Raw genomic sequence first — 15,783 nt, 5'->3', positions numbered from 1 at the left:
CCTTCGTTGATTCGGGGGGTGGTGATTGCTGAAAAAAACTAGACGCGCAGAATGCGCTCGCCGCGGCCGATGCCGCTGGCGCCGGTGCGTACTGTCTCGAGAATTGCGCTGCGCTCGATGGCCTCGAGAAACGCGTCGTTCTTTCCGTGGTCGCCGGTCAGTTCGATGGTGTAGCTCTTGTCCGTGACGTCGATGATGCGGCCGCGGAAGATCTCCGCCATGCGCATCATTTCTTCGCGCTCCTTGCCGACCGCGCGCACCTTCACCATCATGAGTTCGCGCTCGGTGTAGGCGCCTTCGGTCAGGTCGACGACCTTGACCACTTCGATCAGACGGTTGAGGTGCTTGGTGATCTGTTCGATCACGTCGTCCGAGCCGGCGGTGACGATGGTCATGCGCGAGAGGCTCGGGTCCTCGGTCGGCGCGACGGTCAGCGATTCGATGTTGTAGCCGCGGGCCGAAAAAAGGCCCACCACGCGGGAAAGAGCACCCGGCTCGTTTTCCAGCAGCACTGCAATGATGTGTTTCATGTTTGCGTGACTCCTCTTTTCGCCGCCCTCCCCCGTGCACGGTAATGCGCGGGCTTGGCGGTCAATAGATTCGTCAGTAAAGAGTTAAGCGAATGCGCCGCGGATCAGAGATCTTCGGCACCCAACAGCATCTCGGTGATGCCCATGCCGGCCTTGACCATCGGGAACACGTTCTCGGTGGGATCGGTACGGAAATCCATGAACACCGTGCGGTCCTTGAGCTTGCGTGCTTCGCGCAGCGCCGGCTCCACGTCTTGTGGACGCTCGATCAGCATGCCCACGTGGCCATAGGCCTCGGCGAGCTTCACGAAATTGGGGAGCGCATCCATGTAGCTGTGGCTGTAGCGGCCGGAGTATTCGATCTCCTGCCACTGGCGCACCATGCCCAGGTAGCGGTTGTTGAGCGAGCAGATCTTGATCGGCGTGTTGTACTGCAGGCAGGTGGAGAGTTCCTGGATGCACATCTGCACCGAACCTTCGCCCGTGATGGTGAACACTTCCGAATCGGGCTTCGCGAGCTTGATGCCCATGGCGTAGGGAATGCCCACGCCCATGGTGCCCAGGCCGCCCGAGTTGATCCAGCGGCGCGGCTCGTCGAAGCGGTAGTACTGCGCGGCCCACATCTGGTGCTGGCCCACGTCCGACGTGATGTACACGTCGGCGTCCTTGGTCATGTTCCAGAGGGTCTCGACCACGTACTGCGGCTTGATCACGTCCTTGTTGCCGCGGTCGTACTTGAGGCAGTCGCGCGAGCGCCAGGCCTCGATGGTCTTCCACCAGTCGGCCAGCGCGCCGGCATCGGGCTTGGTGGTGCTCTCGCGGATCATCGAGATCAGCTCGGTCAGCACGTCCTTCACGTCGCCGACGATCGGAATGTCGACCTTCACGCGCTTGGAAATGCTCGACGGGTCGATGTCGACGTGGATGATCTTGCGGTCGTTCAGCGCGAAGTGCTTCGGGTTGCCGATCACGCGGTCGTCGAAGCGCGCGCCCACGGCCAGCAGCACGTCGCAGTTCTGCATCGCGTTGTTGGCCTCGATGGTGCCGTGCATGCCCAGCATGCCCAGGAACTTGCGGTCGCTCGCCGGATAGGCGCCCAGGCCCATCAGCGTGTTGGTGACCGGGTAGCCTAGCATGTCGACCAGCGTGCGCAGTTCGTTGCAGGCGTTGCCGAGCAGCACGCCGCCGCCCGTGTAGATGTAAGGACGCTTGGCGTTGAGCAACAGTTGCAACGCCTTGCGGATCTGCCCGCCATGGCCTTTGCGCACCGGGTTGTACGAACGCATCTCGACCTTGTCGGGATAGCCGGCGTACGGCGTCTTCTTGAAGGAGACGTCCTTGGGCACGTCCACCACCACCGGGCCCGGCCGGCCGCTGCGTGCGATGTGGAAGGCCTTTTTCATCGTCATGGCCAGATCCTTGGGATCCTTGACGAGGAAGTTGTGCTTCACGATGGGGCGCGTGATGCCCACGGTGTCGCATTCCTGGAAGGCATCAAGGCCGATCGCCGCAGTGGGTACCTGGCCCGAGATGATCACCATCGGGATCGAGTCCATGTACGCCGTGGCGATGCCGGTGACCGCATTGGTCAGGCCAGGTCCGGACGTGACCAGCGCCACGCCGACGTCGCCGGTGGCGCGCGCATAGCCGTCGGCCGCGTGGACGGCCGCCTGCTCGTGGCGCACCAGCACGTGCTGGATGGTGTCCTGCTTGTAGAACGCGTCGTAGATGTACAGAACCGCGCCGCCAGGGTAGCCCCAGACGTACTGGACGCCTTCGGCCTGCAGTGCCTTGACCAGCACTTCAGCGCCCATGAGTTCTTGCGTTGGGTTGCCGGCGCCAGAGGACGCGGCTGCTGCGGAAGCGAGTTCCGCCTTAGAGATTTCCATGATCAACCTTTGGAGTTTTTTCGGGAACGAAAAACCTTGGGTGCCCCTTGCCAGCCCTTGTGGGGCCGCGCCAGGACTTGAGGCCAAAGCCATGAGCGGACTGATGTTCCGCCGGACCGTGACCCGTTTGCCTTTTGACTTGCAGCGCGAATTATGACATTGATGCGGCGGCCGCCGCGCCGAAATCCCCGCGAAAAGGCACCGGGGCATAATCCGCGGCAGAAAAACACAAGCGCTACCCAGACACCATTTCCCACGCGGCGCCTGTGGCGCCCCCTCTCGCTTGGCCACTGAACAAGAACTTTCCGACTTTCTGAAGAGCGTCGAACGGCGCGCTTTCAAGCGCTCGGTCTATCACGTGCGGGACGAGGAAGCGGCACTCGACATCGTGCAGGACAGCATGATGAAACTGGCGCAGCACTACGGCGACAAACCGCCGGAAGAGCTGCCGATGCTGTTCCAGCGCATTCTTTCGAATTGCACGCTCGACTGGTTCCGCCGGCAGAAAACCCGCCGCGCCCTGTTCTCGAACCTTGGCGACTTCGAGGCCGCTGGCGACGAAGGCGATTTCGATCTTCTGGAGAACTTCGTCTCGCCAACCGACTCTAGGGAAACGGAGAGCGCGGAAGACACGACCCGACGCGCCCAGGTGTTCCACGAGATCGAAGAACAGATCGCCGCTTTGCCGGGACGTCAACGCGAGGCTTTCCTGATGCGTTATTGGGAAGAAATGGATGTGGCGGAGACGGCCGCTGCAATGGGCTGCTCCGAAGGCAGCGTCAAAACCCATTGTTCGCGGGCCGTACACGCCCTGAGCAAGGCGCTCAAAGCCAAGGGAATTTCGCTATGAACACTAAGGTTCCAACCTCTTCTTTCGCCGTCGAAGATCAATTCGGCCAGCGGGTGGCTGCGCGGCTTTCCGCCGGCACCCAGGAGCTGCCGCACGACATCGGCGAGCGGCTGCGCGTGGCGCGGGCGCAAGCCGTCGCCATGCGCAAGCAAGCCCCTCAGTTGCGGGCGGCCACGGTCATCATGCAGTCCGGGCATGTGGCCACCATGGGCGGCGGCTGGTGGACGCGCATCGGCTCGGTGGTGCCTCTGATCGCGCTGGTCGCGGGCCTCATCACCATCAGCGTGATGCAGGACGAAGACCGTGCCAGCGAGTTGGCGGAAGTCGACTCGGCCCTTCTGACGGACGACCTCCCGCCCGCCGCCTACACGGACCCGGGGTTCGCGCAGTTCCTCAAGGTTAAGGCTGACGGCGCCTCCGACTGAAATCCCGCCGAACGCATGCGACGCACTTCCGTTTCCCGCACCGACGCGTCCCGCCTGCTGCGCCCGCAAACGTCGGGCGCAGTCATTTGGGCGTTCGCGCTCGCTGCTGCGGCGTTCGGCCTGACGCTGGCCAGCGCCCAGACCCAATCCTTGTCAGCCAAGCCGGCCGAGACTGCCCAGCCTGCGCCGGTGGCCGCCTCCAACCCCTCCGTGCCAAAGGCAACCAAACCCTACTGGAGCGAGCTCACCGCGGAGCAGCAGCAGGCGCTGCACCCGCTCGCATCGCATTGGCACACCCTGAATGCGGGCCACAAGCGCAAATGGCTGGCACTGTCACGCAACTACGCGAACATGTCGGCCGATGACCGAACCACTTTGCACAGCCGCATGATCGAATGGGCCGCCCTCAGCAACCAGCAGCGCGCCCAGGCTCGCCTCAACTTTGCCGAGGTCAAGCGCGTTCCTGCCGACGAGCGCAAGGCCAAGTGGGAGCAATACCAGGCATTGAGCGAGGAAGAAAAGCGCCGTCTCGCAGAGCGCGCGCCCGCCAAGCCGCGCGGGGCCGCCATTCCGGTGCGCCCCATTCCCTCCCAGAAGCTCGTGACGGTGCCGGCCGTGACGCCTGCGGGGCAGCACACGCCCCGCATCATGCTGGCCCCGCCCCCTTCGGCTGTGCCCGCAACGGCGCCTGCGGCCGCCGTCATGGTGGCGTCGCCGCCGGAGCGGGTTCCGGCCATTGTGTCGGCACCTGCCGCCTCCAGCGTGGCGCCGCAGCCGGCTCCCCCGGCCGAGGCTCAGGTGCTGGTACCACCGTCTGCCGCCGGCCCATCGCCTTCCAATCCTGCAGGCCGCGCCGAGCAGCCTTCGCCCCCCTGATTCCCAAGGTTTCGATGGTTTCAAATGCTTCCGAGAGTTCGGAATCGAATCCTCCTTCTTCGTCCGCAGAATCTTCAGGCGACGCTCCTCTTTCGATAGTGCCCGGCCTGTGGCGCCGAATGGCGTGCTGGCTGTATGAAGGCATGCTGCTGTTCGCCGTGGTGTTTGTCGCGGGCTGGCTGTTCAGCACGCTTGGGCAGATGCGCGATGCCATGGACTCCCGCCGGCACCTGCTCCAGGCGTTTCTCTTCGTGGTTTTCGGCGTCTACTTCGTCTGGTTCTGGACCCGGGGACAGACGCTGGCCATGAAGACCTGGAACATCCGCATCGTCGACCTGCACGGACGCCCGCTCACCCAGCGCCGCGCCCTGGCGCGCTACCTGCTGAGCTGGATCTGGTTCCTGCCGCCCTTGGCGGCCATCGCACCTTTCAAGCTGTCGGGAGGAGAATCGGCGGTGCTGATCTTCGGATGGGTCGCCATCTGGGCATTGCTGGCGCGCTTCCACCCCGAGCGCCAGTTCTGGCACGACGCCTGGGCCGGTACGCGGCTCATCACCTCCAAGCCCATGAGCCGCCAATGAGTGCCTTGCCCAAGCTTCCAGATCCCGCCGTCAACCCGCAAAAGGCCCGCAAAGGCCTGGAGCGCGTGTGGCATGCCACGCTGATTTCCCTGCATGGGCTTCGCGCGGGCTGGAGCGAGCCGGCCTTCCGCCAGGAAGCCGTGATGGCGATCGTGATGATTCCGGCGTCGTTCTGGCTCGGCCGCAGCTGGGTCGAAGTGGCCCTGCTCGCCGGCAGCGCCATCCTGGTGATGATCGTCGAGCTGCTCAACACCGCGGTCGAAGCCGCCATCGACCGCATCGGGCCCGAATGGCACGATCTCTCCAAGCGCGCCAAGGACATGGGCAGCGCCGCCGTCTTGTTGTCGCTCACCCTGTGCGGCGGCATCTGGCTGGCGGCTCTGTGGCAGCACTTCGCGTCATGAAGACGCCCGCCGCACGAGGCATGATGGCGGCATGAATCCTGAATTTTCGATCTGTGTGTATTGCGGCTCGCGCCCCGGCGAGCGGGCCGAGTTTTCCAAGGCCGCGGAAGCGGTCGGCCAGTGGATCGGCGCGCACCGCGGCCAGCTGGTCTACGGCGGCGGACGCACCGGGCTGATGGGTACCGTGGCCGAGGCCACGCGCAATGCCGGCGGCCGCGTCGTCGGCATCATTCCCAAGGCCCTGGTCGACCGGGAGCTGGCCAACCCGCTGTGCGACGAACTCCACGTGGTCGACACCATGCATGAGCGCAAGGCCATGATGGGCGAACGCGCCGATGCTTTCATTGCTTTACCGGGCGGCATAGGCACCTTCGAGGAATTGTTCGAGATCTGGACCTGGCGCCAGCTCGGCTACCACGACAAGCCCACCGGCATCCTGAACACCGCCGGCTACTACGACGGTTTGCTGGGCTTCCTCGCGCACAGCGTGCGCGAAGGCTTCATGGGTGAATGGCAGATGGAGTTGGTCCGTACCGGCACCGACCCCACCGAACTGCTCAGTGCGCTGCGCGCCGAAGTGCCGCTCCATCCCCGCGGCAACAAACTGGCCGAAAACCTGTAGCCCGGCAGTCAGGCAGACCTGCCTCTTTCCGGAAACACCGCGGAACCGGCTTTGCCGGGCCGCTGATGTTGCCCCTGGTAGGGGGTTGGCGAAGCGACACGAAGTGCGCGAAGACTGGGGGCGAGCCGTCAGACGGCGTTTTCGTTCTCTTCGCCGGTGCGGATGCGCACGATGCGGTCCACGCTGGTGACGAAGATCTTTCCGTCGCCGATCTTGCCGGTGCGCGCGGAATTGACGATGGCCTCGATGCAGCGTTCCACGTCGTCCTCGTTGACGACCACTTCGACCTTCATCTTCGGCAGGAAGTCGACCACGTACTCGGCACCGCGATAGAGCTCCGTGTGGCCTTTCTGGCGGCCGAAACCTTTCACTTCGGTCACAGTGAGACCGGTAACGCCCACTTCGGCCAAGGCTTCGCGCACGTCCTCGAGCTTGAAGGGTTTGACGATGGCGGTGATCTGCTTCATGGTTTTTGCGCTCCGGCGGTTTCGTTGAATTTGCTGGTGATAGGGTAACGCCAATCCTTGCCGAAGCTCCGATGGGTGACCCGGATGCCCACTGGCGCATGGCGCCGTTTGTATTCATTGATCTTGATGAGCCGCGCAACCCGCTCGACCACCGCGCGTTTGTAGCCCGCGGCGATGATCTCGTCGATGCCCTCATCGTCCTGCATGTAGCGTGCCAGCACGCCGCCGGGGGTCTCGGCTTTCACGGCATCATCGGAGGCTCCGGTGAAGGTGCCGGCCGAGTCGCCCACCACAAAATCGAGTTGCGCCATGGCGAGCGTGAGCGTCATACGGAAGGAAGAAAAAGACTTGAACGATTATGTCATTCGGGTGATGGCGTCGCTGTCGGACCTGAGCCCGAAAGCATGGAACGCGCTGCTCTCGGCCGAAGCCGAGCCGTCGCCTTTCATGCGCTACGAATACCTCGCGGCAATGCAGGAGAGCGGCAGCGCCTCGCCCGAGAGCGGATGGACCCCGCAATTCATCACCCTGTGGCGCGGCGAAGAGCTGCAGGCCGCCTGTCCGGCGTACATCAAGACCCACTCCTATGGCGAATACGTCTTCGACTGGGCCTGGGCCAATGCTTACGAGCAGCATGGGCTTGCCTACTATCCCAAGGCGGTGGTGGCAGTGCCGTTCACGCCGGTGCCCGGCGCGCGATTGCTGGCACGCGACGCGCAGGCCCGCACACTGCTGGTGCAAGCATTGGTGGCCTGGTGCAAGCAGGAAGAACTTTCATCGCTGCACCTGCTGTTCGGTGCAGACGCCGACATCGCCGCCTGCACCGAAGCGGGCCTGATGCTGCGCAACACGGTGCAGTTTCACTGGATGAACGCGGTCCAGCAGGCGCCGGGCGGAACCACCGGTTACGCGGACTTCGAATCGTTCCTTGCCAGCCTGTCCCACGACAAGCGCAAGAAGATCCGCCAGGAGCGCCGCAAGGTGGCCGAGGCCGGCGTGACTTTTCGCTGGTCCCGCGGTGCCGACATCACGCCGACGGACTGGGATTTTTTCTACCGCTGCTATGCACGCACCTATCGCGAGCATGGCAATCCGCCCTATCTTTCGCGCGATTTCTTCCAGCGCATGGCCGACACCATGCCCGAAGCCTGGCTGCTGTTCGTCGCCGAACGCGCGGGCAAGCCCATTGCCACGAGCCTGATCGCGCTGTCCACGCACGCGGACGACGCGCTGGTCGCCTACGGCCGCTACTGGGGCGCCATTGAACGCGTCGACTGCCTGCATTTCGACGCGTGCTACTACCAGCCCCTTGCCTGGTGCATTGCGCACGGCGCCAAGCGATTCGAGGGTGGCGCGCAGGGCGAGCACAAGATGGCCCGCGCATTGATGCCGGTGAAGACCACCAGTGCCCATTGGCTCGCGCACCCCGCGTTCGCCGACGCGGTCGAGCGCTTTCTGGAGCGCGAAGGCGAAGGTATCGAAAACTACCTGGACCACCTGGGCGAACGCAGCCCCTTCAAGGCCGGTTGAGAGGCGGATCGCAGTCGGTTTGGCGCCATCAGGGGCTGCTATAAACGCGCCCAACATCCAACAACAGAAAGAAGTCGATGCCATTCGTCGGATTGGGGCTGCACATCCTCATTGCGCTGTTCTTCGCGGTACACGCGATGCGCCATGGCAAGCAGATGTACTGGCTCATCATTCTTTTCAGCTTCCCCCTGTTGGGCAGCATCGTGTATTTCGTGGTCGAGTACCTGCCCGCCTCGCGCATGCAGCGCACCGCGGGCAAGGTGGCGAGTGCAGCCATCGGCTTCATCGACCCCGAGCGCGAATACCGCGCGGCCACCGAAGCCTACGACCTCGCACCGACGGCCCAGAACAAGCTGCGCCTCGCCAAGGCCGCGCTCGACAAGGGCCAGGCCGCCGACGCGGCTGGGCACTACCGCGACGCCCTGAAGGGCCCGCTCGCGTCCGATCCTGAACTGCAGTTTGGCCTGGCCAGCGCACTGCTGGCGGCGGGTGGCCCGGCTTCTGGCCGCGAAGCGCTGCAAGCGCTCCAGGCCCTGCGCGCCACGCGCGGCGACTACCGCAGGGACGAGGTGGCCGTGCTCACCGCCCGAGCACTCGCCGCCGATGGGCGCCACGGGGAGGCGCGGGAGGCCTTCGAGGCGGCGCTAAGCCAGTACAACACGGTCGAGACCCGTGCCCGCTACATTGCCTGGCTCGCCCAGCAAGGCGACGCCGCCGGCGCACAGCGCCAGTGGAGCGAACTCCAGCAGGCCGCGCGCCACTGGAACTCGCACGCCCGCTCCGTCAACCGCGAGTGGATGCGGCTGGCGGGCGATGCGGTTCAGGGCTGAGGCACCGCTGCCCCTGGCCCATGTTTCGCACGGAACTGTTTTTTACTTCTTGTAGGCAGCGATGCCGTCGATGACTTCCTTCTTGGCCGCGTCGATGCCTTCCCAGCCCAGCACCTTGACCCACTTGCCCGCTTCCAGGTCCTTGTAGTGCTCGAAGAAGTGGCTGATGGCCTTCAGGCGCATCGGGTTCACGTCGTCGACCGACTTCCAGTGGCTGTAGATCGGCAGCACCTTGTCGGTGGGCACGGCCAGCACCTTGCCGTCCACGCCGGCTTCGTCTTCCATCATCAGGATGCCGAGCGGGCGGCACGGCACCACGACGCCGGGCAAGAGCGGATACGGCGCGATCACCAGCACGTCGACCGGGTCGCCGTCGCCAGACAGCGTCTGCGGCACATAGCCGTAGTTGGCCGGGTAGTACATCGCAGTCGTCATGAAGCGGTCCACGAAGATCGCGCCCGATTCCTTGTCGACTTCGTACTTGATCGGGTCGGCGTTCATCGGGATTTCGATCACGACATTGAAGGCGTCGGGGATGTTTTTACCGGGGGAGACTTTGTCGAAGGACATGACGTTTTCGAGTAGTTGAAAAGTATGAGGGGAGATGGGGACAAACCCGGAGTTTACTTTCCGTGTCATGGCGCGGTCGCACACGCCCGCGCTTTTGCCTGTAAATTGCAACCGTTGGCCAATCGGCTCCGCACTTCGGTGCAGCGAGCTTCGAGGAAGCAACGCGACGGAAAACCTGGGTCCCGTACGCGTTGCGCGCAGGATCCATGCTGTCCGTCTCCACAAGTCACAACGAACGAATGGAGAAGCAAAGCATGATCGGCAACACCCCCCTGATACTCGCCATCGTCTGCGGCCTCGTGGCCGTCGGCTACGGTTTCTGGGCACGAAGTTGGATTCTCGCCAAGGACCCCGGCAATCCGCGAATGCAGGAAATCGCGGCGGCCATCCAGGCCGGCGCCTCCGCCTACCTCGCCAAGCAATACACCACCATCGCGGTGGTCGGCCTGGTGCTGGCCATCCTCATTGCCATCTTTCTCGACGTGACCACGGCCGTCGGCTTCGTGGTGGGTGCGGTGCTCTCGGGCGCCTGCGGGTTCATCGGCATGAACGTGTCGGTGCGCGCCAACGTGCGCACCGCGCAGGCGGCCACGCAAGGCATCGGCCCGGCGCTCGACGTCGCGTTTCGCGGCGGCGCCATCACCGGCATGCTGGTGGTGGGCCTGGGGCTCCTGGGCGTTTCGGTCTTCTACTGGTTCCTGGCGGGCAACGGCAACCTCACGCCGGACCGCAGCCTTTCGAACATCCTCAACCCGCTGATCGGCTTTGCCTTCGGCTCCTCGCTGATCTCGATCTTCGCGCGGCTGGGCGGCGGTATCTTCACCAAGGGCGCCGACGTGGGCGCCGACCTGGTGGGCAAGGTCGAAGCGGGCATTCCCGAAGACGATCCGCGCAACCCCGCCGTGATCGCGGACAACGTGGGCGACAACGTCGGCGACTGCGCCGGCATGGCGGCCGACCTGTTCGAGACCTACGCGGTCACGCTCATCGCCACCATGGTGCTGGGTGCGCTGATGGTCACGGCGGCGCCAGTCAACGCGGTGCTCTACCCGCTGGCTCTGGGCGGCGTGTCGATCATCGCCTCGATCATCGGCTGCTTCTTCGTCAAGGCCTCGCCCGGCATGGTCAACGTGATGCCGGCGCTCTACAAGGGCCTGGCGGTGGCGGGCATCCTGTCGCTGATCGCGTTCTGGTTCGTCACGAGCTGGCTCATCCCCGACAACGCCATTGCCCCGAGCGGCAGCCAGCTCAAGCTGTTCGGCGCCTGCTTCGTGGGCCTTGCGCTCACGGCCGCCCTGGTGTGGATCACCGAGTACTACACCGGCACCCAGTACAAGCCGGTGCAGCACATTGCGCAGGCCTCGACCACGGGCCACGGCACCAACATCATCGCGGGCCTCGGCGTCTCGATGCGCTCTACAGCCTGGCCGGTGATCTTCGTCTGCATCGCCATCATGGCCTCGTACACGCTGGCGGGCCTGTTCGGCATTGCGGTGGCTGCGACGGCCATGCTCAGCATGGCGGGCATCGTGGTGGCGCTCGACGCCTACGGCCCCATCACCGACAACGCCGGCGGCATCGCCGAGATGAGCGAGATGCCCGCCAGCGTGCGCGACATCACCGACCCGCTCGACGCAGTCGGCAACACCACCAAGGCCGTGACCAAGGGCTACGCCATCGGCTCGGCCGGCCTCGCCTCGCTGGTGCTCTTTGCAGACTACACCCACAAGCTGGAGAGCTTCGGGTTGAACATCAGCTTCAACCTGAGCGACCCGATGGTGATCGTCGGCCTCTTCATCGGCGGGCTGATCCCCTACCTGTTCGGCGCCATGGCCATGGAAGCCGTGGGCCGCGCGGCCGGTGCCGTGGTCGAGGAAGTGCGCCGACAGTTCCGCGAGATCCCCGGCATCATGGAAGGCACCGGCAAGCCGGAGTACGGCAAGGCCGTGAGCATGCTGACAGGCGCGGCCATCAAGGAAATGATGATTCCGTCGCTGCTGCCGGTGGTGGTGCCGATCGTCGTCGGCCTCGTGCTCGGACCCAAGGCGCTGGGCGGCCTGCTGATGGGCACCATCGTCACCGGCCTGTTCGTCGCCATTTCGATGTGCACCGGCGGCGGCGCATGGGACAACGCCAAGAAGTTCATCGAGGACGGCCACCACGGCGGCAAGGGCTCCGAGGCGCACAAGGCCGCCGTCACCGGCGACACCGTGGGCGACCCCTACAAGGACACGGCCGGCCCGGCCGTGAACCCGCTCATCAAGATCATCAACATCGTGGCGCTGCTGATCGTGCCGCTGGTGGTCAAGTTCCACGCCGGCGACGCGGGCGCAGCCGTACCGCACAAGATCGAGACGCCCCCGGCCGCCACCGCACCGGCGGCCTCCGTCGCGCCGGCGCCGGCCCCGGTACAGGCCTCCACCCCGGTCCCACCCGCGGCATCGGTGGCTTCAGGCCCCGTGGCGGCGGCCGAAGGCGCGGCCGTGAAGGTCGAGAACGGCGTGGTGAAGTTCTATTTCGAGAGCGGCAAGGCCGAGGTCGCGCCCAATGCCAAAGAGGCGCTGGCCGACGTGATCAAGGCCGTGCAGAGCGGCAGCACGGTGCTCGTGAGCGGCTATCACGATGCCAGCGGCGATGCGGCGGCGAACGCCGAGCTGGCCAAGCAGCGCGCAGTCGCGGTCGGCGATGCGCTCAAGGCCGCCGGTGCACCCGCTGACAAGGTCGAGCTTGCCAAGCCCGAACAAACCCAGGCCGCAGGGCCGGCGAGCGAAGCCCGCCGGGTCGAAGTGAAGGTCAAGAGCTGATGCCTTCCGCGGAAAGACTCGAGGCCTTCATCGCCGCGGTGGAAAGCGGCGCGCATGCCAAGGCCATCGAGAACTACTACACCGAAGACGCGACCATGCGCGAAAACCAGGCCGAGCCCCGGCGCGGCCGCGGCACCCTGGTCGCCCACGAGCAGGCGGTGCTCGACCGCGTCGAATCTGTCGTCTCGACCTGCGTGCGCCCCGTGTTCGTGAACGGGGACCACGTGGTGATCCGCTGGGTTTTCGATTTCCGGTTCAAGGGCGGCAAGGCCATGCGCATGGAAGAGCTCGCGTGGCAGCGCTGGGCGGGAGACCGCATCGCCCAGGAAGAGTTCTTCTACGATCCCGCGCAAAGCAAACCGGCCTGATCGGAAGCGCGGGTTCGAAGACCGCCCTGCCCTGCGCCACCCGGCGCGCTACCCGAGGCTTTCGGCCGCCACCGCGCGCACCAGGCGCGTGGCCGGAGATACCAGCTGGCGCAGATCGCCCATGCGGTCCTGCTCGATGGCCTGGAGCACCAGTTCGTTGATGCCGCCCACGACCGTCAGGGCCATTTCGCTTGTCAGGTGCGCGGCGGGGCCCTGCGCACCGTTGTTGCTGCTGCTGTTGATGGCCACCTGGATGAAGCTGGCGATTTCGGCGTTCACCCGGCGCCGCGCCACAAGCCCGGGCATTCCGAGGCCCAGTATCTCGACGAAGAGCGTACGCAGGAGCACCGGATCCTGCGCCAGATAGTCGAGGTACGCCGTCATGGCCTGCTCCACTTGCCGGTGCCAGGGTTGCGCCGGATCGAAGGCCTCGGCAACAGCCCGCAGCGCCCGCTTGCTGGCAGCCTCGTAAAGCGAAACCAGGCATTCGGCCTTGGTCGTGAAATGCTCGTAGAAGGTGCGCCGCGAAACGGCCGCCTCGCGCACGATATCGGCGATGGTCGTGTCCGCGTAGCCCTTGGCCGCCACCGCGCGCGCCATGCCTTCCAGCAGTCGGGAATAGTGCTCGTGCGCCGGTGGTGCGGAAGAGCTGGCCACTGCCGGGTTTTCAGTTGCTGTGTTCATGGATGGCACATTTTCCTACGCATTGGTACTTGACGGTACCGAGTGTTGTGCGCACCATGCCGTCAATCGGTACGAATGTGTACCAACTCAGTTCCTCGAGGACTTCTTTCATGACCGACCTTGTCGTGCGCCGCCTTCTGATCGATCTGCAAACGCCGTTCGGCCGCAACTGGTGCGGCGGCGATTCATTCTCGACTGCCTTCTTCAATGCGCTGTCGATGAGCTTTCCGTTCGGCGAGCAGTTCTTCATCGACGCGGTGCGCGACGTCATGGCCACGCTGCCGCCGGAGGCGCAGGAAAAATACCGCGCCGACGTACGCGGCTTCATCGGCCAGGAAGCCACGCATCGCCGCATCCATTCGCTTTTCAACGGGCATCTCGAGAACCAGGGCTTGAAGGATGGCTGGTCGCCACGGGCGGCCAGGCGCATGCAACTCATGGAAGGCGCCGACCCTCGCCACGCACTGGCAGTGACCGCGGCCACGGAGCACTTCACGGCCATGTTCGCCGAATGGCTGCTGGCCCACCCCCAAGTGCTCGAAGGCGCCGAACCGCGGCTGCGGACCATGTGGCTTTGGCACAGCGCCGAGGAGCTGGAGCACAAGGCCGTCGCCTTCGACCTCTACAAGGCCGCAGGGGGCTCGGACCCATGGCGCAACCGATGGTTTCGCCGCGTGACGCTCATGTTCCTGGGCGATTTGATGCGGCAGACAGCCGCCAACCTGCGCCATGAAGGGCAGTTGTGGAAATGGGCGACCTGGAGGAGTGCCGCGCGCATTCTGCTCGGCCGGGGCGGCCTCTTTCAAGGCAACTGGAGCGCTTGGCGCAGCTATTTCCGCGCCGATTTCCATCCGGCGCAGCAGGACAGCAGCCTTTCGGCCCGCTGGCTCGAGGACAACCGTGCGCAGTACACGCCCGTGGGCTCGGCTACCGAGGCAGCCGCCGCGCTTCAGTAAAAGGTGGCTCGGTGCGTGGACGCGCCGGCGCCGGCGCGCTGCTCGGGCCGCAGCGTCAGTTCGTGCAGGGTGTCGAAGTCGGACGGCGCATCCGGCACGCGCATCACCACCTCCTCCTCGGTCAACGAGGCCACCCACAGGCCTGCAGGCGAATCGGCAGGCTCGTCGTTGGCGAAGGTGCCATCACGGATATAGAGGGTCTCGCCCTCCGGGCGCTCGGTATGAAGGTCGACGAGGCGCGAAATTGAGAAGTTGTAGGTCACGAGCTTTTCGCGCGTGTTGCGGTCTTTGCCGCCGCAATTGAAAGAGCCCTCAGAGGCAATGACGATACAGGAGCCTTCCACGCCATTGTCGACTTGGCTCCCGGTGCGCCAAATGGCGTTCGGAAGCCTCACACGCACCTTGTCGATCACCAGGTCGCGCTGTTTGTTGAGGCTGCCGAGAGGCGGAACCAGCGAGCGCAGTTGGCGCAGGCGCTCGGCAAAGTTGTCGTCCATGAGGAATTCGACGTGGTGCGTTGCGCTGCCAGAGGAGCGCTTGACCACCTGCATCACGACATGACGCGGCTTACTCATTGCAAGTCCTTCCGCAGATCGTCCGGCGCTGGACGTCATTGCCTGTGTACAAAATCATTTGTCGTCGACTACAAATTAGAACTATTTATCTATGCAATTAAATGCATCATATGTTTCTAACTGTATATCGATTTCAGGCGCTTTGGAAAGAAAATCTGCAATGCGCGCGCAGGGCATGTCGCAAAAGCGACGCGGGACCTGTCGAGGGACGAAGTTCGATTTATTCGAGCGATTCGTCGAGCGCCTTGCACGAAGGCGCGCACACCGTCTGCGACTTGCCAAGCACCTGGCGGGTACGCAGTTGCGAGCGCACCCGGTGTTTTCCGCACATGAAGCAGGACATGGTCGCGCCGCTGAACGACGCCGAAGCGCGGAACGGCGAACCGGGTGTTTTTGACTTGTAACGCAGGCCGTCGGCCACAACGGCGGTCTTGACCTCAGCTTTGGCCATCGGCTTTATCCTTTTTGGGTTCGGTATTGCGCATCGCGCGTTCAATGGCTTTCCTGGCGCTGACTTCGGCTGCAAGTGCCGCATCGAGCGCCGAGCGGCACAGGCCGGCATGCTGGTAATTGAGATTTTCGTACACCTCGGCCGCGGCCGGGTACGCATCGAGCAGGCGGCCCAGGTCGGCGCCCGGTTCGACGTCGCTGAATTCGTGCACCAGGTGCTCGACCACCGAGCGGTATTGCTCGGCGCTGACGGGAACGGCGCTGTGCTCGAGCCGTTCCAGCAGCTGAGCCAGCACGTGGGTCACTGCCAGATCGGTCTTGGGAGACGGATGGTCGGTCGTGTTCATGGTTTGCATCTGGGGGCAGCATACG

19 protein-coding genes and 1 pseudogene are annotated in these 15,783 nt (G+C 64.6%); 11 read left to right on the top strand and 9 right to left on the bottom strand.

Annotated elements, in window-relative coordinates:
* Positions 1-38: 38 nt before the first annotated feature.
* Positions 39-530 (bottom strand): acetolactate synthase small subunit, encoded by a 492-nt coding sequence (gene ilvN, locus ACJ7Z0_RS27870; protein ID WP_055800077.1) that lies wholly within the window; start codon positions 528-530, stop codon positions 39-41.
* A gap of 104 nt (positions 531-634) precedes the next feature.
* A complete protein-coding gene (locus tag ACJ7Z0_RS27865; protein WP_434792443.1) occupies positions 635-2,419 on the bottom strand; it encodes an acetolactate synthase 3 catalytic subunit in 1,785 nt (594 codons plus the stop codon).
* Positions 2,420-2,702: 283 nt separating this feature from the next.
* Between ACJ7Z0_RS27865 and ACJ7Z0_RS27860 the strand changes: the two genes are divergently transcribed.
* Genes ACJ7Z0_RS27860 through ACJ7Z0_RS27835 form a run of 6 tightly spaced genes read left to right on the top strand, consistent with a single transcriptional unit; the run spans position 2,703 to position 6,177 of the window.
* Positions 2,703-3,269: an RNA polymerase sigma factor gene (locus tag ACJ7Z0_RS27860; RefSeq protein WP_055800071.1), complete on the top strand. Its 567-nt coding sequence runs from the start codon at positions 2,703-2,705 to the stop codon at positions 3,267-3,269.
* Positions 3,266-3,694, top strand: coding sequence for a DUF3619 family protein (locus ACJ7Z0_RS27855; RefSeq protein WP_434792442.1), 429 nt, complete (start codon positions 3,266-3,268; stop codon positions 3,692-3,694). Before ACJ7Z0_RS27860 ends, ACJ7Z0_RS27855 begins: the two co-directional genes overlap by 4 nt.
* Positions 3,695-3,709: 15 nt before the next feature.
* On the top strand, positions 3,710-4,570 hold the full coding sequence (locus ACJ7Z0_RS27850) for a DUF3106 domain-containing protein (protein WP_434792441.1): 861 nt from the start codon (positions 3,710-3,712) through the stop codon (positions 4,568-4,570).
* Positions 4,571-4,584: 14 nt separating this feature from the next.
* Entirely contained in the window at positions 4,585-5,151 is a 567-nt protein-coding gene (locus ACJ7Z0_RS27845; RefSeq protein ID WP_434792440.1) for an RDD family protein, read from the top strand.
* Entirely contained in the window at positions 5,148-5,555 is a 408-nt protein-coding gene (locus tag ACJ7Z0_RS27840) for a diacylglycerol kinase (RefSeq protein WP_434792439.1), read from the top strand. The genes ACJ7Z0_RS27845 and ACJ7Z0_RS27840 overlap by 4 nt, the downstream gene beginning before the upstream one ends.
* A 31-nt stretch (positions 5,556-5,586) precedes the next feature.
* Positions 5,587-6,177 (top strand): LOG family protein, encoded by a 591-nt coding sequence (locus ACJ7Z0_RS27835; protein ID WP_434792438.1) that lies wholly within the window; start codon positions 5,587-5,589, stop codon positions 6,175-6,177.
* 128 nt (positions 6,178-6,305) lie between these two features.
* On the opposite strand, the gene ACJ7Z0_RS27830 is transcribed toward ACJ7Z0_RS27835, so the two are convergent.
* Positions 6,306-6,644, bottom strand: a complete 339-nt coding sequence (locus ACJ7Z0_RS27830) for a P-II family nitrogen regulator (protein ID WP_055800053.1) — start codon at positions 6,642-6,644, stop codon at positions 6,306-6,308.
* A pseudogene (locus ACJ7Z0_RS27825) lies at positions 6,641-6,868 on the bottom strand (NAD+ synthase); the annotation flags it as partial. The gene ACJ7Z0_RS27830 and the pseudogene ACJ7Z0_RS27825, both read right to left, overlap by 4 nt.
* A 124-nt stretch (positions 6,869-6,992) precedes the next feature.
* Here ACJ7Z0_RS27825 and ACJ7Z0_RS27820 point away from each other — a divergent pair.
* Entirely contained in the window at positions 6,993-8,174 is a 1,182-nt protein-coding gene (locus ACJ7Z0_RS27820) for a GNAT family N-acetyltransferase (RefSeq protein WP_434792437.1), read from the top strand.
* 77 nt (positions 8,175-8,251) lie between these two features.
* Positions 8,252-9,004, top strand: a complete 753-nt coding sequence (locus ACJ7Z0_RS27815) for a hypothetical protein (RefSeq protein ID WP_434792436.1) — start codon at positions 8,252-8,254, stop codon at positions 9,002-9,004.
* Between the two features lie 42 nt (positions 9,005-9,046).
* On the opposite strand, the gene ppa is transcribed toward ACJ7Z0_RS27815, so the two are convergent.
* Positions 9,047-9,574 (bottom strand): inorganic diphosphatase, encoded by a 528-nt coding sequence (gene ppa, locus ACJ7Z0_RS27810; RefSeq protein ID WP_093019105.1) that lies wholly within the window; start codon positions 9,572-9,574, stop codon positions 9,047-9,049.
* A 254-nt stretch (positions 9,575-9,828) separates the two neighbouring features.
* Between ppa and ACJ7Z0_RS27805 the strand changes: the two genes are divergently transcribed.
* Together ACJ7Z0_RS27805 and ACJ7Z0_RS27800 are read left to right on the top strand one after the other, a co-directional pair.
* Positions 9,829-12,378, top strand: a complete 2,550-nt coding sequence (locus ACJ7Z0_RS27805; protein WP_434792435.1) for a sodium-translocating pyrophosphatase — start codon at positions 9,829-9,831, stop codon at positions 12,376-12,378.
* The gene (locus ACJ7Z0_RS27800) at positions 12,378-12,746 is read left to right on the top strand and encodes a nuclear transport factor 2 family protein (protein WP_434792434.1); all 369 of its coding nucleotides are present in this window, start codon (positions 12,378-12,380) and stop codon (positions 12,744-12,746) included. The genes ACJ7Z0_RS27805 and ACJ7Z0_RS27800 overlap by 1 nt, the downstream gene beginning before the upstream one ends.
* Before the next feature lie 48 nt (positions 12,747-12,794).
* Here ACJ7Z0_RS27800 and ACJ7Z0_RS27795 read toward each other — a convergent pair whose 3' ends face one another.
* Positions 12,795-13,430, bottom strand: a complete 636-nt coding sequence (locus ACJ7Z0_RS27795) for a TetR/AcrR family transcriptional regulator (RefSeq protein WP_434792433.1) — start codon at positions 13,428-13,430, stop codon at positions 12,795-12,797.
* Between the two features lie 110 nt (positions 13,431-13,540).
* Between ACJ7Z0_RS27795 and ACJ7Z0_RS27790 the strand changes: the two genes are divergently transcribed.
* Entirely contained in the window at positions 13,541-14,386 is an 846-nt protein-coding gene (locus tag ACJ7Z0_RS27790) for a metal-dependent hydrolase (RefSeq protein ID WP_434792432.1), read from the top strand.
* Here ACJ7Z0_RS27790 and ACJ7Z0_RS27785 read toward each other — a convergent pair.
* The 3 genes from ACJ7Z0_RS27785 to ACJ7Z0_RS27775 all read right to left on the bottom strand — a co-directional run bounded on the left by ACJ7Z0_RS27785 (position 14,380) and on the right by ACJ7Z0_RS27775 (position 15,767).
* A complete protein-coding gene (locus ACJ7Z0_RS27785; RefSeq protein ID WP_434792431.1) occupies positions 14,380-15,000 on the bottom strand; it encodes a hypothetical protein in 621 nt (206 codons plus the stop codon). The genes ACJ7Z0_RS27790 and ACJ7Z0_RS27785 overlap by 7 nt on opposite strands.
* Before the next feature lie 181 nt (positions 15,001-15,181).
* Positions 15,182-15,412 (bottom strand): hypothetical protein, encoded by a 231-nt coding sequence (locus ACJ7Z0_RS27780; RefSeq protein WP_055800144.1) that lies wholly within the window; start codon positions 15,410-15,412, stop codon positions 15,182-15,184.
* Positions 15,399-15,767: a hypothetical protein gene (locus ACJ7Z0_RS27775; protein WP_093019094.1), complete on the bottom strand. Its 369-nt coding sequence runs from the start codon at positions 15,765-15,767 to the stop codon at positions 15,399-15,401. Before ACJ7Z0_RS27775 ends, ACJ7Z0_RS27780 begins: the two co-directional genes overlap by 14 nt.
* Positions 15,768-15,783: the final 16 nt, after the last annotated feature.

It is taken from the genome of Variovorax palleresanus (assembly GCF_051144945.1).
GTDB classification, from domain to species: Bacteria; Pseudomonadota; Gammaproteobacteria; order Burkholderiales; family Burkholderiaceae_C; genus Variovorax; species Variovorax paradoxus_S.
The sequence above is the reverse complement of the archived record's forward strand: the minus strand, read 5'-3'. Positions and strand labels throughout refer to the sequence as shown.